18 protein-coding genes are annotated in these 19853 nt (G+C 59.0%); 9 read left to right on the forward strand and 9 right to left on the reverse strand.

What is annotated here, in order from left to right; all coding sequences use genetic code 11:
* Positions 1-891 precede the first annotated feature (891 nt).
* On the forward strand, positions 892-1554 hold the full coding sequence (locus EQV96_RS15015) for a transglycosylase SLT domain-containing protein (RefSeq protein WP_306452949.1): 663 nt from the start codon (positions 892-894) through the stop codon (positions 1552-1554).
* A gap of 30 nt (positions 1555-1584) precedes the next feature.
* On the opposite strand, the gene EQV96_RS15020 is transcribed toward EQV96_RS15015, so the two are convergent.
* From EQV96_RS15020 to EQV96_RS15045, 6 genes are all read right to left on the reverse strand, one after another.
* Complete coding sequence (locus tag EQV96_RS15020; RefSeq protein WP_095039051.1) at positions 1585-2355, reverse strand: electron transfer flavoprotein subunit beta; 771 nt, start codon at positions 2353-2355, stop codon at positions 1585-1587.
* Between the two features lie 69 nt (positions 2356-2424).
* Entirely contained in the window at positions 2425-3666 is a 1242-nt protein-coding gene (locus tag EQV96_RS15025; protein ID WP_095023223.1) for an electron transfer flavoprotein subunit alpha/FixB family protein, read from the reverse strand.
* On the reverse strand, positions 3663-5603 hold the full coding sequence (gene dgcB, locus EQV96_RS15030) for a dimethylglycine demethylation protein DgcB (protein WP_240882159.1): 1941 nt from the start codon (positions 5601-5603) through the stop codon (positions 3663-3665). The genes EQV96_RS15025 and dgcB overlap by 4 nt, the downstream gene beginning before the upstream one ends.
* A gap of 135 nt (positions 5604-5738) precedes the next feature.
* A complete protein-coding gene (gene dgcA / locus EQV96_RS15035) occupies positions 5739-7799 on the reverse strand; it encodes a dimethylglycine demethylation protein DgcA (protein ID WP_094999826.1) in 2061 nt (686 codons plus the stop codon).
* A gap of 15 nt (positions 7800-7814) precedes the next feature.
* A complete protein-coding gene (locus EQV96_RS15040; RefSeq protein ID WP_094999825.1) occupies positions 7815-8345 on the reverse strand; it encodes a 4-vinyl reductase in 531 nt (176 codons plus the stop codon).
* 178 nt (positions 8346-8523) lie between these two features.
* Positions 8524-9501: a dipeptidase gene (locus EQV96_RS15045; protein ID WP_094999824.1), complete on the reverse strand. Its 978-nt coding sequence runs from the start codon at positions 9499-9501 to the stop codon at positions 8524-8526.
* Positions 9502-9721: 220 nt separating this feature from the next.
* Here EQV96_RS15045 and EQV96_RS15050 point away from each other — a divergent pair, with 220 nt between their 5' ends.
* The gene (locus EQV96_RS15050; RefSeq protein WP_094999823.1) at positions 9722-10123 is read left to right on the forward strand and encodes a lysozyme inhibitor LprI family protein; all 402 of its coding nucleotides are present in this window, start codon (positions 9722-9724) and stop codon (positions 10121-10123) included.
* 28 nt (positions 10124-10151) lie between these two features.
* Entirely contained in the window at positions 10152-10568 is a 417-nt protein-coding gene (locus EQV96_RS15055) for a DUF3010 family protein (RefSeq protein ID WP_240882160.1), read from the forward strand.
* On the opposite strand, the gene EQV96_RS15060 is transcribed toward EQV96_RS15055, so the two are convergent.
* A complete protein-coding gene (locus tag EQV96_RS15060) occupies positions 10558-11505 on the reverse strand; it encodes a GlxA family transcriptional regulator (protein ID WP_095019593.1) in 948 nt (315 codons plus the stop codon). The two genes, EQV96_RS15055 and EQV96_RS15060, sit on opposite strands and share 11 nt — an antisense overlap.
* Before the next feature lie 165 nt (positions 11506-11670).
* Here EQV96_RS15060 and choX point away from each other — a divergent pair, with 165 nt between their 5' ends.
* From choX to EQV96_RS15085, 5 genes are all read left to right on the forward strand, one after another.
* The gene (gene choX, locus EQV96_RS15065; protein ID WP_094999820.1) at positions 11671-12597 is read left to right on the forward strand and encodes a choline ABC transporter substrate-binding protein; all 927 of its coding nucleotides are present in this window, start codon (positions 11671-11673) and stop codon (positions 12595-12597) included.
* A 73-nt stretch (positions 12598-12670) separates the two neighbouring features.
* Positions 12671-13558 (forward strand): 3-keto-5-aminohexanoate cleavage protein, encoded by an 888-nt coding sequence (locus tag EQV96_RS15070; protein ID WP_094999819.1) that lies wholly within the window; start codon positions 12671-12673, stop codon positions 13556-13558.
* A 153-nt stretch (positions 13559-13711) separates the two neighbouring features.
* Positions 13712-14677 carry an L-carnitine dehydrogenase gene (locus tag EQV96_RS15075; RefSeq protein WP_095020474.1) on the forward strand — a complete coding sequence of 322 codons (966 nt, stop codon included), beginning with the start codon at positions 13712-13714 and terminating at the stop codon, positions 14675-14677.
* 19 nt (positions 14678-14696) lie between these two features.
* Positions 14697-15170 carry a thioesterase family protein gene (locus EQV96_RS15080; RefSeq protein WP_094999817.1) on the forward strand — a complete coding sequence of 158 codons (474 nt, stop codon included), beginning with the start codon at positions 14697-14699 and terminating at the stop codon, positions 15168-15170.
* A gap of 110 nt (positions 15171-15280) precedes the next feature.
* Positions 15281-15538: a hypothetical protein gene (locus tag EQV96_RS15085; protein ID WP_094999816.1), complete on the forward strand. Its 258-nt coding sequence runs from the start codon at positions 15281-15283 to the stop codon at positions 15536-15538.
* A gap of 120 nt (positions 15539-15658) precedes the next feature.
* Here EQV96_RS15085 and EQV96_RS15090 read toward each other — a convergent pair whose 3' ends face one another.
* Complete coding sequence (locus EQV96_RS15090; RefSeq protein ID WP_088378748.1) at positions 15659-16762, reverse strand: GlxA family transcriptional regulator; 1104 nt, start codon at positions 16760-16762, stop codon at positions 15659-15661.
* A gap of 363 nt (positions 16763-17125) precedes the next feature.
* A complete protein-coding gene (locus EQV96_RS15095) occupies positions 17126-18502 on the reverse strand; it encodes an L-serine ammonia-lyase (protein WP_240882161.1) in 1377 nt (458 codons plus the stop codon).
* A 359-nt stretch (positions 18503-18861) separates the two neighbouring features.
* Here EQV96_RS15095 and EQV96_RS15100 point away from each other — a divergent pair, with 359 nt between their 5' ends.
* Entirely contained in the window at positions 18862-19809 is a 948-nt protein-coding gene (locus EQV96_RS15100) for a choline ABC transporter substrate-binding protein (RefSeq protein ID WP_095019590.1), read from the forward strand.
* The last annotated feature ends 44 nt before the right edge of the window (positions 19810-19853 follow it).

A 19853-nucleotide genomic window follows, 5' to 3' on the forward strand; every position in this document is an offset into this window, starting at 1 on the left:
AAGTCATGGATCACTACCAGGGCAGACATCTGTACATTTTTTGTGCAAACCTGCACAAGCCACGGTTTTAAAGGCCTGCAGATAACCACACCCACCTTATCCACAGTTTGACCAACTGAATATGTGCGCAACTTTATCCACCCTGTTGAAAACTCCCTTAGCCCTTGTATTGGCTGGTTTTATCCCATCAAAAGACGATGGCAACGTGGATTGAACATTTTTTGATCAGCACCTTGGAGCCCTTTAATATAAAGGCCTGCAGGATAGAGCGAACAACTTATCCACACCTTCACCAACAGAGTTTGTGGGTAAACAGAGCAAGCGCTCTGCAAGTGTGATTTCCTGGCAGCGATCATTTTTTGTACAAACCTGCAGGAGCCACGTCAGCCGGGCCCTGCAAGCAAATACAGACAGGTTACCCACAGGCAGGCACACAGAAACCCGGGGTAACTTTGCGCAGATGTCTGGCAGTACCTTGCCTACTAAAAAGCTGTCCGCAAACTCGCTCGCGAAGGCAGTGATATCAGACGTTAAAAACACTGGATCGATCACCATCATCTGCCACGTTTCTTAGACTTTTTAGAGATTTGGCATCACGCCATACATTATATCAATTTCAGCCTGCAAGGCCCCTCCCCCTTATTAAACAACTCTAAACACTCACAAAATGAACAATCCAACAAAAAGATAACCAACTCACTATTAGCTGGTTCATTTCAATGGATCCAATTTTGATTGAAGGATAATTGCCATCAATCGAATAAGTCCTATATTTATTTTTATGCAGCCTGTTCGCCACCCTGTTTATACAGGCACTCAACCACCTACAAAAACTGCAGGTAACACGCCCCTAAAACCCGCCAATACTTATAGTTTAAACGTGAAAATTTTGTGATCTTGCGCGCCACACTTAACACTGCGGATCCCTTATTAATTATCAATAAAACCGTGCAGATTCAACAAGATAAAACAATCTATCGATTAGATTGGCACCCCTGCTTTATCCGTTATCTGAAACGGCGAGGTCTTTATATGAAACATTCATTTTTGATTATACTTGTCATATGTGCCGGACTAACACCGACCTTCGCTCATGCCAATTGCTGGCAGGATGCAGGCAACCGCTATGACATTGATCCGTTGCTGTTACATGCCATTGCCCAAGTTGAATCGAAAATGAATCCGGCCGCACGCAACGTCAATAAAGACGGGACTTACGATATAGGTTTGATGCAAGTCAACAGTCGCCATTTGAAACACCTTGCCACTTTTGGCATTAGTGAATATCAACTACAGACTCAACCCTGCACCAGTGTCATGGCCGGTGCCTGGATCCTAGCCAAATTTGTCAAACAACTGGGTTACAGCTGGGACGCCGTGGGCGCCTATAACGCCGGAACAAAGCCAAATCGTGAACATCTGCGCAATCGCTACGCCCTTCGCGTCAAGGGGTACTACGGGCAGTTAGTCAGCCAGCGCGAGCAAAGACTCCAGGCTGACGCCCGTAAATCTCAGGCCATATTTGCATCTGGCGGCGAGCGCAAATACAAATGATGTCGCTGGCTCAGGTTCCGGCCGCAAACGCTAGCGCACAACGCCTTCTTCGATCAGGAGCTTGAGAATCACCTCGGCTCCCGCTTGAGCACTGAGCCCTTTGTGAACTTGCCCGGAACCCCCAGCCGCCTTGGCGGTAGCTGCTTTCATGCGATCTGCGCCACTTTTGGCCCTTATCACCTTCAAGCGCTTGGGCCGTGGTCGGGCAGGTTGCAATACGCCGGTTGTGGATAACTCATCGGCAACGATTTCAACCACTTCGGCACTGACCAGCCCCCTTGTAGCCGGGCCGTAGGCGCTTTGGCGCGCCTTGGGAGCAGCGTTATCCACAGTAACCATAAATGGCAGTCGCACTTGCAGCCTGCGCCGCTGCCCCCGGGGCAAGGCTTGCAGCACCTGGGCCACGCCATTTTGGATAGATTCGATCTGCGCCACACCTACCAGCAGTGGCCAGCCCAGCTCTTCGGCCAACAGGTACGGCAGCATGCCCGAACCCTCACCGGTTTCGGCCTGGCTGCCGGTGAGTACCAGTTGCACGCCCGCTTCACGGATGTAATCGCGCAACGCTGGCACGGCATCGGCGCCGTCGGGTTGCTCCAGCACATGCAACTCCTCCAGCCCCATGCCCAGATAGGCGCGCAAGGCCGGTTCATGGGGGTTGCCCGCGTGCAGCACGTGCAGGCTGTCTCCGGCAAGTTGCAGGCCCAGTTCGACGGCGCGGGCGTCCTGTTCGGCGCGACGGGCGCGGCCTGAAGCAGGATGGGCGCCGATTGAAACCAGTGCAACGGTGGCGATGGTCATTTGCAAATCTCCAGACTGAACTCAATCCTGTGGGAGCGGGCTTGCTCGCGATGGAATCACTGCGGTGTATCAGGCTGACCGGGTCGCCCGAATCGCGGGCAAGCCCACTCCCACAGAGGTTGCGCTGCGCCAGTTATCCACAGCCTCGATCAGTGCCTCAAGCACCGCCGTACCGTCACCAATCACCGACACATCCGCGCGTTTGACCATGTCGCAGCCAGGGTCAAGGTTGATCGCCACCACCTTGTCACAGGCACCAATCCCTTGCAGATGCTGGATCGCCCCGCTGATCCCGACCGCCACATACACCCGCGCCGTGACCCATACCCCGCTGGCCCCCACCTGACGCTCGCGACCCATAAAGCCATCGTCCACCGCCACCCGTGATGCACCTTCGGTGGCGCCAAGGGCAGTGGCAGCCCTGTGGAAAAGTCCCCAGTCCTTGATCCCGTTACCACCGCTGAGGATAAATTCGGCTTCAGCCATGGGAATCGCAGCAGGGTCAACTTCAACCGCGCCCAGATCCTCAATACGCGGCAAACAGCTGGCAGCTGCTGTGGATAACTGCACCTCCAGCGCTTCATGCCGGGTTTCACTGACCGGCTCGGCACACTCGGCCGCTGCCAGAATCAACCGCCGCAACGGCTGGACGACATCTTGCTGACCTGCCCCGGCACGGCCGATGCAAACGCCATCCTTGAGTTGCCACACCCGCGTGGCCGGGCGTTCTCCCAGGCTGGCGGCAAAGCGCCGGCCCAATTCACCGCCACCACTGCGGCTGTCAGGCAATAGCCAGTGGCGTGGCGTGAACTGGTTATCCACAGCCCGTAAACCCAGCACCTGGTGCTCCGGTGCATAACCTTCACTGTCGAGCATCAACAGCCGATCAACCCCGGCCGTGGCAAAGGCGGTCTCCCTGGACTCGCCGAATACCACCGCCAGCACCGCTCCATCGCTGCCCGCCAATTGATGGGCCAGCCCCAGCAGATCGCGGTCGTGGCTGCTCAGGCGGCCCCCGACCATATCCGGCACCACGGCGATATAAAACGCCGGGGCCGCGACCTGATGCAGCGGTAATTGCACCTCGACGCTGGCCGCGCGCCTGCTGGTCCCGCCCTGCTGCACGCCGCTGCGGTCTATGCGCTTGATGCCGTTGGGGCCGATAAAACCCGCACCATGGACATTTTTGCGCACTACGCCATTGGGCCCCATCCAGCTCTGCTGCACGGGTTGCATGGCCGCGTGCAACGGATGCAGACGGTTACGGGCGATCCACTCGGCCCGTGGGTCGCGGCGGATAATGTCACTCATGCGATCACCTCCGATTCTGGCCGTCGGACAGGTTTGGCCACGACGTCTTCAATCAGCGCATCGGCCACCAGTTCGGCAATGTCCTTGATTTGCGGACGGGGTTCGACCACCCCTTCGAGCATCGCCGTGCATTGCGGGCAACCCACCGCCACACGCTCGGCGCCCGTCTCACGGATATCGTCCATGCGCATGTCGGGGATCCTCTGCTTGCCGGGGATGTCGGTAATCGGCGCGCCGCCACCGCCACCACAGCAACGGGAACGAAAGCCCGAACGCTGCATCTCCTTGACCTCGATGCCCAAGGCGCGCAGTACCGCACGCGGCGCCTCGTATTCGCCGTTATAGCGGCCCAGGTAGCAGGGGTCGTGATAGGTCACGCTGCCGCCCGCATCCGCGGCAAGATTGAGCAGGCCGGCATCGATCAACTCGGCCATATAAGTGCTGTGATGTTGCACAAGGTAGTCGCCGCCAAAGGCGCCGTATTCGTTTTTCAGCACATGAAAACTGTGCGGATCGCAGGTGACGATGCGCTGGAAGCTGTACTGCGCCAGGGTCTGGATATTGCGCTTAGCCAGCGCCTGAAAGGTCGCTTCATCCCCCAGACGCCGGGCCACGTCGCCACTGTCGCGCTCTTCCAGGCCCAACACGGCAAAGTTGACCCGGGCGGCCTTGAGCACTTTGACAAAGGCACGCAAGGTGCGCTGGTTACGCATGTCGAAAGCCCCGTCACCGACCCAGAACAACACGTCCACGGCGGGCTTGTCGCGCATCAGGTCGAGGTTCAGGTCCGCAGCCCAGTTCATCCGCCCGCCGGGGGCAAAACCGCCGGGGTTATCGGTGGCGATCAGGTTGTCCAGCACCTGCGCGCCATTGTTCGGTGTCGCACCTTTTTCCAGGGTCAGGAAACGGCGCATATCGACGATGGCGTCCACATGCTCGATCATCATCGGGCACTCTTCAACGCAGGCGCGGCAAGTGGTGCAGGACCACAGCGTGTCGGCATCGACCAGCCCGTTGACGATCGGCTGATGCGGGTTGCCGCCATGCTCACCAATAGGTTTACCGGGATAGGGACTGCCAGCAAAGTGAGCATCGGTGCCGCCCGCGAGGCCGACCACCATGTCCTGAATCAGTTTCTTTGGATTGAGCGGCTGGCCGGCGGCGAAAGCCGGGCAGGCGGCTTCGCATTTGCCGCATTGCACGCAGGCGTCAAACCCCAGCAATTGGTTCCAGGTGAAATCCTTGGGTTTTTCCACGCCCAGGGGCGCACTGCGATCGTTTAAATCCAGCGGTTTTAGCCCTGTTGAACGGCCGCCGCCAAAGCGCTCGGCGCGGCGGTGCCAGGCCAGATGCAATGCGCCCGCGAAGGCGTGCTTCATCGGCCCGCCCCAGGTCATGCCGAAAAATAATTCCGACACACCCCACGCCACGCCCACGCTTAAAACCGCCGCCAGCATCCAACCGCCGAAGCCTTCGGGCAACAGCCCTGCAACCGGCAAGGTGAGGATGAAAAAACTGGCGGAAAACACCAGCAAGCTTTTCGGCAGGCGCATCCACGGGCCTTTGGACAGGCGCGAGGGTGGGTTCAGGCGACGCTTGAACACGAACACAGCACCGATAAACATCAGCGCCGTGGCCAACAGCAAGGCATAGCCGAGGATGCGGTTATGCAGGCCCAGGCCATGCACCAGGATCGCCAGCACGGCCGCCAGCACAAAGCCGCCAGCAGTGGCGACGTGGGTGTTGGCCATGTATTTGTCGCGGGCGACCACGTGGTGCAGATCGACCATGTAGCGCCGGGGCATGGCCAGCAGCCCGCCAAGCAGATCGACCTTGGCCGGGCGACCGCGGCGCCACATGTTCATGCGCCGAATGGCGCCCGCAATCGCCAGGACGAGGGCGGCGAACAGCAGGATGGGAAGAACGATATTGAGCATGGTGAAGCTCCCAAAGACCACGCAGGTCTGATGTGAGAGCGGGCTTGCTCGCGATTCAGGCGACGCGGTGCATCAGCAACACCGCGTGATCGTTTATCGCGAGCAAGCCCGCTCCCACATTGGTTCGGTGTCGGGTCAAAAATCCTTGCACAACCGCAGCGCGTCATAGATCGCTGCATGCACGTTGCGCTGGGCCACACAGTCACCGATACGAAACAGCAGGTAGCCGTCCCCCGCCTCGCTCAAGCACGGTTGCGGCTTGATCGCGAACAGCGCTTCGACGTCGATCTGGCCCTTGTTGCGCGAATCCGGCTTGAGCCCGTAATACAGCTCTTCATCCGGTCGCACACCGTTTTCGATGATTACCTGATCGACCACCCGCTCCTCTTTGACACCGGTGTATTCGTTCTCCAGCACAGCAATCACCTTGTCACCCTCGCGGTAGACCTTCTCCAGCATCATGTCGCCGGTCATGACCACTTCCTTGGGATACAGGCTGCGGTAATACGTGGGGAATGACGTGCCGCCAATGGCCACACCGGGCTTGGTGTCGTCGGTCACGATCTCGACCTGCGCTCCCTTGTCCGCCGCAAAATCGGCCACCGACATACCGGTAAATTCGCAAATGGTGTCGTACACCAGCACGTTTTTACCGGGCGCCACTTTGCCGTCGAGTACATCCCAGCTGCTGACCACCAGCCCTTCGGCCGCGCCCCAGTGTTCGTTCTGCTCCACAAACGGGTGCCCGCCCACCGCCAGCACCACAATGTCCGGACGCAAGTCCATGATCGTCGCCGCATCCGCTGCGGTGCCCAGGCGCAGGTCAACTTTCAGGCGCGCCAGTTCCAGTTGAAACCAGCGGGTGATGCCTGCCATCTGGTCACGCTGGGGCGCTTTGGAGGCGGTGGTGATCTGCCCGCCGATGGCGTCCTTTTTCTCGAACAGGGTCACGTCATGACCGCGCTCGGCAGCTACCCGTGCCGCCTCCATCCCTGCTGGCCCGGCGCCAACAATCACCACCTTGCGTTTGGCCCCGGTGGATTTTTCGATGATATGCGGCACGCCCATATATTCCCGGGAGGTGGCCGCGTTCTGGATGCACAGCACGTCCAGCCCCTGGTACTGACGGTCAATGCAGTAGTTGGCACCCACGCATTGTTTAATCTGGTCGACCTGGCCCATCTTGATCTTGGCGATCAGGTGCGGATCGGCAATATGGGCACGGGTCATGCCCACCATGTCGACATAACCCCCCTCCAGAATCCGCGTGGCCTGGTTCGGGTCCTTGATGTTCTGCGCATGCAGCACCGGGGCCTTGACCACTTCCTTGATCCCGGCGGCCAGGTGCAAAAACGGCTCCGGCGGAAAGCTCATGTTGGGGATTACGTTGGCCAGGGTGTTGTGGGTGTCACATCCCGAGCCGACCACGCCGATAAAGTCGAGCATGCCGGTGTCGTCGTAGTACTTGGCAATTTGTTTCATGTCCTCATGGCTCAGGCCATCAGGGTGAAACTCATCCCCGCACAGGCGGATGCCCACGCAGAAATCCGGGCCGACTTCAGCGCGCACGGCCTTGAGCACTTCGAGGCCGAAACGCATGCGATTTTCAAAACTGCCGCCCCATTCATCGGTGCGTTTGTTGACACGCGGGCTCCAGAACTGGTCGATCATGTGCTGGTGCACCGCCGACAGCTCAACCCCGTCCAGTCCACCGGCTTTGGCCCGGCCTGCAGCACTGGCGTAGTTACCGATGATCCGCCAGATTTCTTCAGGCTCGATGGTTTTGCATGTGGCCCGGTGCACCGGCTCACGTACACCGGAAGGTGACATCAGGGTCGGCCAGTTGAAGCCGTCCCAGCGCGAGCGGCGGCCCATGTGGGTAATCTGGATCATGATCTTGGCGCCATGCTTGTGCATGGCATCGGCCAGGTTCTGGAAGTGCGGGATAATGCGGTCGGTGCTCAGGTTGACCGAACTCCACCACTCTTGTGGACTGTCGATGGCCACCACCGAAGAGCCGCCGCAAATCGCCAGGCCGATACCGCCCTTGGCCTTTTCTTCGTAGTACTGCACATAACGCTCGGTGGTCATGCCGCCATCGGTGGCATACACCTCGGCATGGGCGGTGCTCAGCACACGGTTGCGGATGGTCAGCTTGCCGATTTGAATCGGCTCAAACATTGCTTCGAACGCCATATCCCGATCCTCGACTTACAACGGCTTGACGATAAACAGGCCGTGGTCGTGGCCTTCTTCCGATCCGCTATAAACCTGTTCTGCCACGGTCCGGATGTTGCTGCCACGGGCGTGCAGAATCTGGTCCATGGCGCCGGCAAACCAGCCGGTGAACATGTAGTCGACCTTGCGCCCGACCTTGCCGTACACGTACACAAAGCAGGAGTGTTCCAGCTTGATGGTGGCAGTGCCTTTGTCGAGATCGATGTCCTGGATCTTGAACAGGCCCCAGCCGCGCTGGGACAGGCGTTTCATGTAGTGCTCGAACACCGCGACGCCTTCGATGCCGTGGCATTCGGCTTCTTTTTCGCACCAGTGCCAGGCGGATTTGTAGCCGGCCTTGTAAAGAATGTCGGCGTAGGTATCAGCGCCAAGGACTTCTTCAATGCCCATGTGGTTGTTGACGAAAAAGTGGCGCGGCACATAGAGCATCGGCAAAGCGTCGGAAGTCCAGACGCCGGTTTCGCTGTCGACTTCGATGGGTAATTGCGGGGCGATTTTGGCCATGGGTAGCGCTCCAAAAGATGATGAAGTCCCGTGCAGCTGTCGAAGGCTGCGTTCGAGCGCGAAGCGGTCGCAAAACCGCTCACTGCGCCCTGACAGGAAAAATGTGCAATATGGGTTTACGACTGCTTCGCAGCCGGACGCAGCCTTCGGCAGCTGCTACGCAACAAATACGGTGCGGTTACTCGCCCCAGACATCCTTGAGCACGTTGACCCAGTTCTCGCCCATGATCTTGCGCACCACGCGCTCGTTGTGGCCGCGCTTGAGCAGGGTTTCGGTCAGGTTGGGGAACTCGCCCACGGTGCGGATGCCCAGCGGGTTGATGATCTTGCCGAAGCTGGTCAGGCGGCGGGCGTAGCCCTTGTCGTGGGTCAGCATTTCGAAAAAGTCCTGACCGTGGCCCTGGGTAAAGTCAGTGCCGATACCGATCGAATCTTCGCCGACAATATTCATGGTGTATTCGATCGCTTCGGCGTAGTCGTCGATGGTCGAATCAATACCCTTGGCCAGAAACGGCGCGAACATGGTCACCCCGACAAAACCGCCATGGTCGGCAATGAACTTGAGCTCGGCGTCGGATTTGTTGCGTGGATGTTCCTTGAGGCCGGAAGGCAGGCAGTGGGAATAGCAGACCGGTTTTTTCGATTCCAGAATCACCTCTTCCGAGGTTTTCGAACCCACGTGGGACAGGTCGCACATGATCCCGACACGGTTCATTTCAGCCACTACTTCACGGCCAAACCCCGAGAGCCCGCCATCGCGTTCATAGCAGCCGGTGCCCACCAGGTTCTGGGTGTTGTAGCACATCTGCACCACGCCAACGCCGAGCTGCTTGAAGATCTCGATATAGCCCAGCTGGTCTTCAAAGGCATGGGCATTCTGGAAGCCGAAGATGATCCCGGTCTTGCCCTGTTCCTTGGCGCGACGGATATCGGCAGTGGTCTTGACCGCAAGCACCAGGTCGCTGTTGTCGCGGATCAGGGTCTGGCTGGCGACGATGTTGTTGATCGTGGCCTGGAAGCCCTCCCATACCGACACAGTGCAGTTGGCAGCGGTGAGGCCGCCCTTGCGCATGTCTTCAAACAGTTCGCGGTTCCATTTGGCAATGATCAGCCCGTCGATAACGATACTGTCTGCGTGCAACTCGGTTGGGCTCATCAGGCGTCCCCTTATTGGCGTTTGCTGCGCCGAATCGTCTGCCGGCGCTATTGGGGCCAGCATAGGCCCGGGGTCAAAACCAGCCGGGTGCAAAAGCGACAGCGCAATTGCCGAAAGCGTCAACACGCGACAAAGCCGCCGACAGCAATGTCATGAGCTATCTGTTCTTTGGCTCACGCATAAGCCAGAATCGGCCCCAACTATGGATTAGGAAGCGGCAATGAAATCGATTCTCCTGGCCTTGGCATTGTTCACCGGCGGCGCTCATGCAGCTGAAAATGCCGACTACAACCCGTGCGACGCGGTAGAAAACGACCGCCAAACCCTGGCGTGCTCGGTGTTCAGCAAGAATGCTGCCGAACAATTGCTGAGCGAAAACTACGAAGCCCTGCAGGAACGCATGACTTCGCTGTACGGCAGTAACGCGACGCAACTCAATAACATCCTGAGCAAGATAAAGACCGCCCAGGCCCTGTGGTTGCACCAGCGCGACGCCGATTGCGCAATTGCCGTGTTCCCCGCCACCGCCGGCACCGAAGCGTTCAACATCGCCCAGAACGATTGCATGGCGCGTATCAGCGATGACCGTTCAGAGTTTCTGGAATCGATCGGGCAGGACTGATCTTCATATTGAATAAACCAGGGTTTTTATGACTATTTGCGGTATCGAGATCAAAGGCAGCGAAGCCATTTTTGCAATGGCAGCCCAAGGCGCCAATGGCCTTGAACACAGGGCCAATGCCACCAAGAAAATCGCCCTGGACGACGATGACGAGAGCGTCAACGTCAAAGCCTTCGCCATGCAAATAGCGGTCTTTGTGAAAGCCAACGGCATCACCCGCATTGCAATCAAGAAGCGCAGCAAAAAGGGTGAATTTGCCGGTGGCCCGACTACCTTCAAGATCGAGGGCATCATCCAGTTGCTGGACGATTGCGAGGTGCAGTTGCTGTCGCCACAGACCCTCAATGCGCAATACAAGAAACACGCCTTCGACTTGCCCGCCTCGCTGAACAAGTATCAGCATGAGGCCTACAAGGCGGCGTGTGCGGCGTTGCTCAAGGGTTAGTAGCGGCAACCCGATCCTGCCTCGGCGCACAGGTAAACCGCGCCCGGTAGCTGCGGGTGAAATACGACGGTGACTCAAAGCCGCAGGCAATGCTGATGTCCAGCACGCTCATGTCGGTCTGACGCAGCAGTTGCCGGGCCTTTTCCAGGCGCAGGCCCAGATAGAAGTTGCGCGGGGTGTCGTTCAGGTGCAAACGGAACAGACGCTCCAGCTGGCGCCGCGTAACGTTGATGCCAAGCGCCAGTTGCGCAGTGCTCAGTGGCGGCTCGCTGTGCTGTTCCATCTCGCCAATCACCTGCACCAATTTCTTGTTATGAATGCCATAACGGCTGGCGACCTGCATGCGCTGGTGGTCTTTGCGCTGACGGATACGGCCAAGCACGAATTGCTCGGACACCTGAATCGCCAACTCAGGCCCATAAGCCTGGGCTATCAGGTCGAGCATCAGGTCGATGGAGGCTGTACCGCCCGCACAGGTGATGCGCTGGCGGTCAATCTCAAACAGCTCTTGAGTCACATGCAGCCTGGGGTATGACTCCTTGAACGCTTCCAGCGCCTCCCAATGCAAGGTCAGGCGATAGCCGTCGAGCAAACCTGCCTGCGCCAGTACCACGCTACCCGTGTCGATGCCACCCAAGGTGACGCCGTCGTTGTCCAGGCGACGCAGCCACTGAATCAGCGCCGGGGTCACGTGGGTCAGCGGATCAAAGCCGGCCACCACCAACAACGTCGCCCCGGCTTCAAGTGCCTCAAACCCGCCTTCGGCATTGACCGACATACCGTTGCTCGCCAACACGGCGCCACCCCCGCAACTGAGCACATGCCAGCGGTACAGCTCACCGCGAAAACGGTTGGCCACCCGCAGCGGCTCGATGGCCGAAATAAAGCCCATTGAGGAAAAGCCGGGCAGCAGAAGGAAGTAGAAATCCTGGGCCATAGGGGGCGCTCTCACGTCGGTTCAGCGGATTGAACCACAGTCAGGTCGCTGCAGTGCAAATCCACGTCGCCCCAGTGCGGTTGCGCAGCACGCCGCCTGCGTACCTTGGTATCACGGTGCACAAAGACGCCGATCCCCCAATAACAACCTGCCGAGGCCCTCCCCATGAAACGACTGATCAGCTGTTGCCTGCTGGTACTGAGCCCCTACGCGTTGGCGGCTGAAGATGCTTCGTGCAAGAACGTACGCATGGGCGTGGTCAATTGGACCGATGTAATCGCCACCAGCGCCATGGCGCAAACCCTGCTCGACGGTCTGGGCTATAAAACCAAACAGACCAGTGCCTCACAGCAAATTATTTTCGCCGGCTTGCGTGACAAGCGGCTGGACATGTTTCTGGGTTACTGGAACCCGATCATGAACCAGAGCATTACCCCGTTTGTGGACGCCAAACAGGTCACGGTACTGGCCGAACCGAGCCTTAAAGACGCCAAGGCCATGCTTGCCGTTCCAACCTATATGGCTGACAAGGGGCTCAAAAGCTTTGCTGACATTGCCACATTCGAGAAAGAACTGGGCGGCAGGATTTACGGGATCGAACCGGGCTCCGGCGCCAATACCCAGATCAAGGCCATGATCGAGAAAAACCAGTTTGGCCTGGGCAAGTTCCAGTTGGTGGAGTCCAGTGAAGCCGGCATGCTCTCGGCGGTGACCCGCGCAGTAAAACGCAATGAGCCGATTGTGTTCTTCGGCTGGACCCCGCACCCGATGAATATTAATCAGGACATGACCTACCTGACGGGCAGTGAAGATGCCCTTGGCCCCGATGAAGGCCGGGCCACGGTGTGGACGGTCACTGCCCCGGACTACGCCAGCCGCTGCCCGAACGTCAGCCGTTTGCTCAGCAACCTGACCTTCAGCGCCGAAGACGAGAGCCGCATGATGCAGCCGCTGCTTGATCACAAGGATGCTCAAGCCTCCGCCCGACAGTGGCTCAAGGACCACCCGCAAGACCAGCAGCGCTGGCTTGAAGGGGTGACCACGGTAGACGGTAAACCCGCTGCCGGGAACCTGAAACTCAGCGCTAAATAATTCAACACCGAGCCCGCCCTGCGCAGCCTGCAATGGCTGCGGTGTGGCGCTCTACGCCCCAAGGAAATGCCCCATGAACCACGACGTCATCATCACCTGCGCACTCACCGGTGCCGGCGACACCAGCGGCCGCAGCCCTTTGGTACCGGTCACCCCCAAGCAAATTGCCGAAGCTGCCGTGGAAGCGGCCAAGGCCGGAGCCACAGTGGTGCATTGCCATGTACGCGACCCGAAAACCGGGCAGTTCAGCCGCGATGTAGCGCTGTACCGCGAACTGATGGAGCGCATCCGCGAGGCGGACATCGACATCATCGTCAACCTCACGGCCGGGATGGGGGGTGACTTGCATATCGGCCCGGGTGAGAACCCGATGGAGTTTGGTCCCAACACCGACCTGGTCGGCCCGCTGACCCGTCTGGCTCACGTCGAGGAGCTGTTGCCGGAAATTTGCACCCTGGACTGCGGCACCCTGAACTTTGGCGACGGCGACACGATTTACGTGTCCACCCCGGCACAGCTGCGAGCGGGCGCCAAGCGCATCCAGGAACTTGGCGTTAAAGCCGAACTGGAAATTTTCGACACCGGCCATTTGTGGTTCGCCAAACAGATGATCAAGGAAGGCCTGCTGGATGACCCGCTGTTTCAACTATGCCTGGGTATCCCGTGGGGCGCTCCGGCAGACACCACCAGCATGAAAGCCATGGTCGACAATTTGCCGCCTGATGCGGTGTGGGCCGGTTTCGGCATTGGTCGCATGCAAATGCCGATGGCCGCGCAGGCGGTGCTGCTGGGCGGCAACGTGCGGGTCGGGCTTGAGGACAATTTATGGCTGGACCGAGGAGTGCTGGCCACCAACGGGCAACTGGTGGAGCGCGCCACAGAGATCCTCAGCCGCCTGGGTGCACGGGTGCTGAGCCCGGCTGAAGGCAGGGTGAAGATGGGCCTTAAAGAACGCCGCTAAGCAACTACGCAGCAGCATTGCCTGTGGGAGCGAGCCTGCTCGCGAAGGTCGTCAACGATAACGCCTGTTGACTGAGTTATCGCGGTGCCCTTGGGGCCTTCGCGAGCAGGCTCGCTCCCACGCACTCTCATTATTGTTATCCAGGAGCACGCCATGACCTTTATCACCGAGATTAAAACCTTCGCCGCCCTGGGCAGCGGTGTCATTGGCAGCGGCTGGGTTGCTCGCGCCCTCGCCTACGGCCTGGACGTGGTGGCCTGGGACCCGGCCCCCGGTGCCGAAGCGGCCCTGCGCAAACGCGTCGCCAAAGCCTGGCCCGCACTGGAAAAAAGCGGCCTTGCTGAAGGCGCATCCCAACACCGGCTGCGGTTTGTCAGCACCATTGATGAATGCGTGCGCGATGCCGATTTCATTCAGGAAAGCGCCCCGGAGCGACTCGACCTGAAGCTTGAACTGCACAGCAAAATCAGCGCCGCCGCCAAACCCGATGCATTGATCGGCTCCAGCACCTCGGGCCTGCTGCCCAGCGAATTTTATGAAACCTCCACACACCCCGAGCGCTGCATCGTCGGGCACCCGTTCAACCCGGTTTACCTGTTGCCATTGGTCGAGGTGGTGGGCGGGCAAAAAACCGCTCCCGAGGCCATTCAGGCGGCGATCAAGGTTTATCAATCCCTGGGCATGCGCCCCCTGCATGTGCGCAAGGAAGTGCCCGGGTTTATTGCCGACCGTCTGCTCGAAGCCTTGTGGCGCGAGGCGCTGCACCTGGTCAATGACGGGGTGGCCAGCACCGGTGAAATTGACGACGCCATTCGCTTTGGCGCAGGGTTGCGCTGGTCGTTCATGGGTACCTTTTTGACCTACACCCTAGCCGGTGGCGATGCCGGAATGCGACATTTCATGAACCAGTTCGGCCCGGCGCTGCAACTGCCGTGGACGTATTTGCCCGCTCCGGAACTGAGCGAAAAACTGATCGACGATGTGGTGGAAGGCACCACTGAACAACTCGGCCAGCACAGCATTGCCGCGCTGGAAAGCTATCGGGATGACTGCCTGCTGGCGGTGATGGAAGCGGTGAACGCAACCAGACTCAAACATGGCATGACCATCAACGACTGATCGAACCGCGAGGTACAGCATGCCCACCCTCACCACCTACACCACGCCCATTCTTGAAGAATGGGTCGATTACAACGGCCACTTGCGCGACGCCTTTTATCTGCTGATTTTCAGCTACGCCACGGATGCCCTGATGGACCGCCTGGGGCTGGACAGCCAGGGCCGCGAAGCCAGCGGTCATTCACTGTTCACCCTGGAGGTGCATCTTAATTACCTGCACGAGGTGAAGCTCGGCGCCCACGTTGAAGTGCGTACCCAGCTCATCGGCCACGACAAAAAACGCCTGCATGTCTATCACAGCCTGCACCTGGCAGGTGATGGGCGAGCCCTCGCGGGCAATGAGCAAATGCTGCTGCACGTGGACTTGGCAGGCCCGCGTTCCGCACCCTTTGGCGAGCACACGCTGGCCGTATTGCAGGCCATCGGGGAGCAACAGCGTGATCTGCCGAGACCCGAGTATGTGAGTCGGGTGATTGCCTTGCCTGTGCCTTAAAACGACCTGTTCTTAGGCATATCAGACATATCACCAAACCGCCCTTGCCCACTGGCTAAAGCCCTACCAGAATCAGACTTCGATCGCGCTTTGTAGAAGGATAAAAAGTCATGATGCACGCGGATTTGATTGATGAGCAGGATCTGGTTGGCCAACTGCGCTCGCTGGGCTTTGAAGTGTCAGGTACGGCGGAGCAGGCCTGCACAACGGCAGTCTGTGGGCTGAACGAGACCAATGCCCGCGCCCTCAAGGGTTTGGTCGAAAAGCTCTACACCGGCAGCGCAACCATTTTACCTGCGGTGCGCGAGGCCATTGACCGGCAGTTGCTGCCGGGCTTGGCGCAGTTCAAGCAGAGCAAGGTCGGGTAAGGCAAAAGCGTCCTCACCCTAGCCCTCTCCCGAAGGGAGGGGGACTAAAAGCAAAAGCAGTTTTGCGCCTCGATACAGATCAAGCGCCCTCCCCACCCCGGGTCAGGGCGCTTTTGATTGTTAAATCCTCACACTGGCAAACGTCGACTCATTGCGCGCCTGATTCAACGCCGACATCGGCCCGGCCAGCGGTGCCAGCAACAGGGACTGCGGGATCTGCACCAGGGTGGTCTGCTGCGCAGTGTTGGAACCCACCCGCTCATCCCGTGGCGGAATGCCGAAGTATTCGCGGTAGCACTTGGAAAAATGCGGCGTGGACACAAAGCCGCACACCGCCGCCACTTCAATAATCGACATCGGTGTTTGCTTGAGCAACTGCCGCGCCCGCACCAGCCGCAACTTCAGGTAATAGCGCGACGGCGAACAATGCAGGTACTTCTGGAACAAGCGCTCGAGCTGGCGCCGCGACACAGTCACATACACCGCCAGCTCATCAAGGTCGATGGGCTCTTCGAGGTTGGCTTCCATTAACGCGACGATTTCCTGCAGCTTGGGCTGGTTGGTGCCAAGCATGTGCTTGAGCGGCACCCGCTGGTGGTCCTGCTCGTTGCGGATACGTTCATACACAAACATTTCCGAAATCGCCGCCGACAGTTCACGGCCATGATCGCGGCTGATCAGGTGCAGCATCATGTCCAGCGGTGCCGTGCCGCCCGAGCTGGTAAAACGGCTGCGGTCGAGGGTAAACAGCCGCGTGCTCATGGCCACGCGCGGGAAGGCTTCCTGCATCGAGGCCAGGCATTCCCAGTGCACACTGCAATCAAAACCGTCGAGCAAGCCGGCATAGGCCAGTGCCCAGCTGCCGGTGCACACGGCACCCAGGCGACGGGACTGGCGCGCCTGACTCTGCAACCAGGACACATGCTCACGGGTCACGGTGCGCTGAATGCCGATACCACCACACACGATGACCATGTCCAGCGCCGGAGCCTTGTGCATGCTGGCGTCGGGGGTCACCTGCAGACCGTCACTGGCCCAGACCTGACTGCCATCGGCGCTGAGGGTGCTCCAGCGATACAACTCACGGCCCGACAACTGGTTGGCCATGCGCAAAGGTTCTATCGCGGAAGCCAGGGAAATGAGCGTGAAATTGTCCAGCAGCAGAAAGCCGATGGATTGAGGCGTACGGTTCTGGGGTTGGACCCCGGAGTTGAACGACGTCATCGCGGTATCTCCTCACACAAAGCGGGTGATGGCCTCAGGCACAGGCTCTTGTTATTACCCTCGTTTCACGGGGCTTTGAAATGACAACGCAAATGCCATGCCTAAACTTGAATGGCTATTCAACAAAGCCTGAAAACGACGTCGCAATGTGTCTGGCAGGGTGATGGGAAATGACGGTTAAACACGGATACACAGGTGCTGACCGAGGCTGTTGAGCACATCGGTAGCACTTGTGGGAAGGGTGTAGGAGCTGCTCGGTTACAGAATGTCACCGAAAGTACGAGTGCGCCAAAACGGGTCGGTGTGCGCTGAAAAAGCGCCGAGGCTGTAGGAGCAAGCCCGCTCCCAGAGGTGTTTGGGGGCTCAACATTCCACCGCACTGACCGCCAGGCCGCCGCGCGAGGTTTCCTTGTATTTGTCGTGCATGTCGGCACCGGTGTCGCGCATGGTGCGGATCACCCGGTCCAGGGAAATAAAGTGCTGGCCGTCACCGCGCAAGGCCATCTGCGCCGCATTGATCGCCTTGACTGCGGCAATCGCGTTGCGCTCGATGCAGGGTACTTGAACCAACCCGCCCACCGGGTCACAGGTCAGGCCCAGGTTATGCTCCAGACCAATTTCAGCGGCGTTGCACAGTTGCTCCGGGGTGGCGCCGAGGATTTGCGCCAGCCCGGCAGCCGCCATCGCGCAGGCCGAGCCGACTTCGCCCTGGCAGCCCACTTCAGCCCCGGAAATCGACGCATTCTTTTTGCACAAAATGCCGATCGCCGCGGCGCTCAGCAGGTAGTCGGCCACATGCGCTTCGCTGACTTCATCGCTGAATTTCATAAAGTAGTGCAACACTGCCGGGATGATCCCTGCCGCACCATTGGTGGGCGCCGTGACCATGCGCCCGCCGGCTGCGTTTTCTTCGTTGACCGCCAGGGCGAACAGGTTGACCCATTCCATCGCGCTCAGGGTCGAGCCGATCACATTGGGCTTGCCCAGTTCCAGCAGGCTGCGGTGCAGGCGCGCAGCACGCCGACGTACATTGAGGCCGCCGGGCAGGATGCCTTCATGTTTCAGGCCTTGCTCCACGCAGTCCTGCATGGCGCGCCAAAGTTTGATCAGACCGCAGCGGATTTCATCTTCGCTGCGCCAGATGCGTTCGTTGGCCATCATCAATGCCGCCACGCTCAGGTGATGTGTGCGGCACAGGTCCAGCAGTTCGACGGCACTATTAAAATCGTAAGGCAGCTCGGTGCGATCCATGTCCAATACGCCACTGGCCGCTTGCGTCGCATCCACTACAAAGCCACCGCCAACCGAGTAATAAGTATCGCCATGCAATATGCCGTGCCCGCTGTGCGCTACCAGGGTCATGGCATTGGGATGAAATGCCAGGTTCTCGTCTATCAGGCGCATATCCTGCGCCCAGTCGAACGGAATCGGTACATGGCCGTCGAGTAACAGGGTGCGGCTTTCGCGCAGCTGCGCGATACGCGAACCAATGCAGGACGGATCAATCGCATCCGGCCATTCCCCCATCAAACCCATGATGACCGCGTTGTCACTGCCATGACCGATACCGGTGGCCGACAGCGAGCCATAGAGCTGCACTTCGATACGGCTTACCTGTTGCAGTTGATCGCGTTCACGCAAGCCCTGCACAAACAGCGCCGCCGCCCGCATCGGGCCCACGGTGTGGGAACTGGAAGGGCCGATACCGATCTTGAACAGGTCAAACACGCTGATAGCCATGAGCACGAACCTCGGGGGTGAATGCCTTGCATCATGGGGTGTTTGCAGTCGGCAAAAACGTCCAGCTACGACCCGCCTTTGCCTGCCAGCGCCCCCGACGTTTTATAGGGCGCAGAGGTATGAAAAAGACAGTTTTCAAGCCTCATTCGTCCAGATACGACCTCGCAGGTACTAGATACGACCCTGCCTGTACTGGATGCGACGCCCCCTGTAGGCGTTTGATTTTCGCTGTTACATGATCGGTTCTGACTCGATTGCAAGATGCGCTGGCAACACGCCTGCCGGGCATCGCCCGACCGCAACTGATATGTGCGGCTTTTCGATCGAAAACCGCAACCCGGACACACAGGAGTCGCTCCATGACACATTCCTCATCGTTGTTGCTGGCTGCATTGCTGAGTCTGCCCGTCATCGCCCAGGCAGCAGAACCGGCGCAATGCAGTACCGTCAATTTTTCGGATGTCGGCTGGACCGACATCACCGTCACCACCGCCGTTACCAGCGAAGTGCTCAAGGGCCTGGGCTACAAAACCAAAACCACCATGATTTCCGTGCCGGTTACCTACAAGTCGCTGGCCGATGGCAAGAACATGGACGTGTTTCTCGGCAACTGGATGCCGACCATGGAAAACGACATCAAGGCCTACCGCGACGCGGGCACCGTCGAGACAGTGCGCGCCAACCTGGAGAACGCCAAATACACCCTCGCCGTACCCGAAGCCCTCTATGAGAAGGGCCTCAAGGACTTCTCCGATCTGCCCAAATTCAGCAAGGAACTGGACGGCAAGATCTACGGCATCGAGCCGGGCAACGACGGCAACCGCATGATCCAGACCATGATCGACAAAAACGCCTTCGGCCTGAAGGACGCCGGCTTCAAGGTGGTGGAATCCAGCGAAGCGGGGATGCTGTCGCAGGTTGACCGCGCCCAGCGTCGTGGCACCGAGGTGGTGTTCCTGGGCTGGGAACCCCACCCGATGAACACTCGCTTCAAAATGAAATACCTCACCGGTGGCGATGAGTTCTTCGGCCCCAACTATGGTCAGGCGACCATCTACACCAACACCCGCAAGGGCTACACCGAAGAATGCAGCAACGTGGGTCAGTTACTGAAGAATCTGGTGTTTACCCTGGACATGGAAAGCACCCTGATGGGCAAGGTGCTGGACGACAAGATCAAACCCGACGCGGCCGCCAAAGCCTGGCTCAAACAAAACCCGCAAGTGCTTGAAAGCTGGCTCGCGGGTGTTACCACGGTGGATGGAAAACCCGGGCTTGAGGCCGTTAAAGCCAGCCTTGCGAAGTAATCGCGGGCGTCGGGCGGCAACTGCGCCCGGCTCCGTTTCAATTC

The organism is Pseudomonas sp. TMW22080 (assembly GCF_022496745.1).
In the GTDB taxonomy this organism is placed as follows: domain Bacteria; phylum Pseudomonadota; class Gammaproteobacteria; order Pseudomonadales; family Pseudomonadaceae; genus Aquipseudomonas; species Aquipseudomonas bubulae.

Bases quoted from the DNA above. Each gene is read 5' to 3' on its own strand.
- EQV96_RS15020 (WP_095039051.1), bottom strand. From the start codon at position 2,355: ATGACCATCGCCACCGTTGCACTGGTTTCAATCGGCGCCCATCCTGCT.
- EQV96_RS15025 (WP_095023223.1), bottom strand. From the start codon at position 3,666: ATGAGTGACATTATCCGCCGCGACCCACGGGCCGAGTGGATCGCCCGT.
- dgcB (WP_240882159.1), bottom strand. From the start codon at position 5,603: ATGCTCAATATCGTTCTTCCCATCCTGCTGTTCGCCGCCCTCGTCCTG.
- dgcA (WP_094999826.1), bottom strand. From the start codon at position 7,799: ATGGCGTTCGAAGCAATGTTTGAGCCGATTCAAATCGGCAAGCTGACC.
- EQV96_RS15040 (WP_094999825.1), bottom strand. From the start codon at position 8,345: ATGGCCAAAATCGCCCCGCAATTACCCATCGAAGTCGACAGCGAAACC.
- EQV96_RS15045 (WP_094999824.1), bottom strand. From the start codon at position 9,501: ATGAGCCCAACCGAGTTGCACGCAGACAGTATCGTTATCGACGGGCTG.
- EQV96_RS15050 (WP_094999823.1), top strand. From the start codon at position 9,722: ATGAAATCGATTCTCCTGGCCTTGGCATTGTTCACCGGCGGCGCTCAT.
- EQV96_RS15055 (WP_240882160.1), top strand. From the start codon at position 10,152: ATGACTATTTGCGGTATCGAGATCAAAGGCAGCGAAGCCATTTTTGCA.
- EQV96_RS15060 (WP_095019593.1), bottom strand. From the start codon at position 11,505: ATGGCCCAGGATTTCTACTTCCTTCTGCTGCCCGGCTTTTCCTCAATG.
- choX (WP_094999820.1), top strand. From the start codon at position 11,671: ATGAAACGACTGATCAGCTGTTGCCTGCTGGTACTGAGCCCCTACGCG.
- EQV96_RS15070 (WP_094999819.1), top strand. From the start codon at position 12,671: ATGAACCACGACGTCATCATCACCTGCGCACTCACCGGTGCCGGCGAC.
- EQV96_RS15075 (WP_095020474.1), top strand. From the start codon at position 13,712: ATGACCTTTATCACCGAGATTAAAACCTTCGCCGCCCTGGGCAGCGGT.
- EQV96_RS15080 (WP_094999817.1), top strand. From the start codon at position 14,697: ATGCCCACCCTCACCACCTACACCACGCCCATTCTTGAAGAATGGGTC.
- EQV96_RS15085 (WP_094999816.1), top strand. From the start codon at position 15,281: ATGATGCACGCGGATTTGATTGATGAGCAGGATCTGGTTGGCCAACTG.
- EQV96_RS15090 (WP_088378748.1), bottom strand. From the start codon at position 16,762: ATGACGTCGTTCAACTCCGGGGTCCAACCCCAGAACCGTACGCCTCAA.
- EQV96_RS15095 (WP_240882161.1), bottom strand. From the start codon at position 18,502: ATGGCTATCAGCGTGTTTGACCTGTTCAAGATCGGTATCGGCCCTTCC.
- EQV96_RS15100 (WP_095019590.1), top strand. From the start codon at position 18,862: ATGACACATTCCTCATCGTTGTTGCTGGCTGCATTGCTGAGTCTGCCC.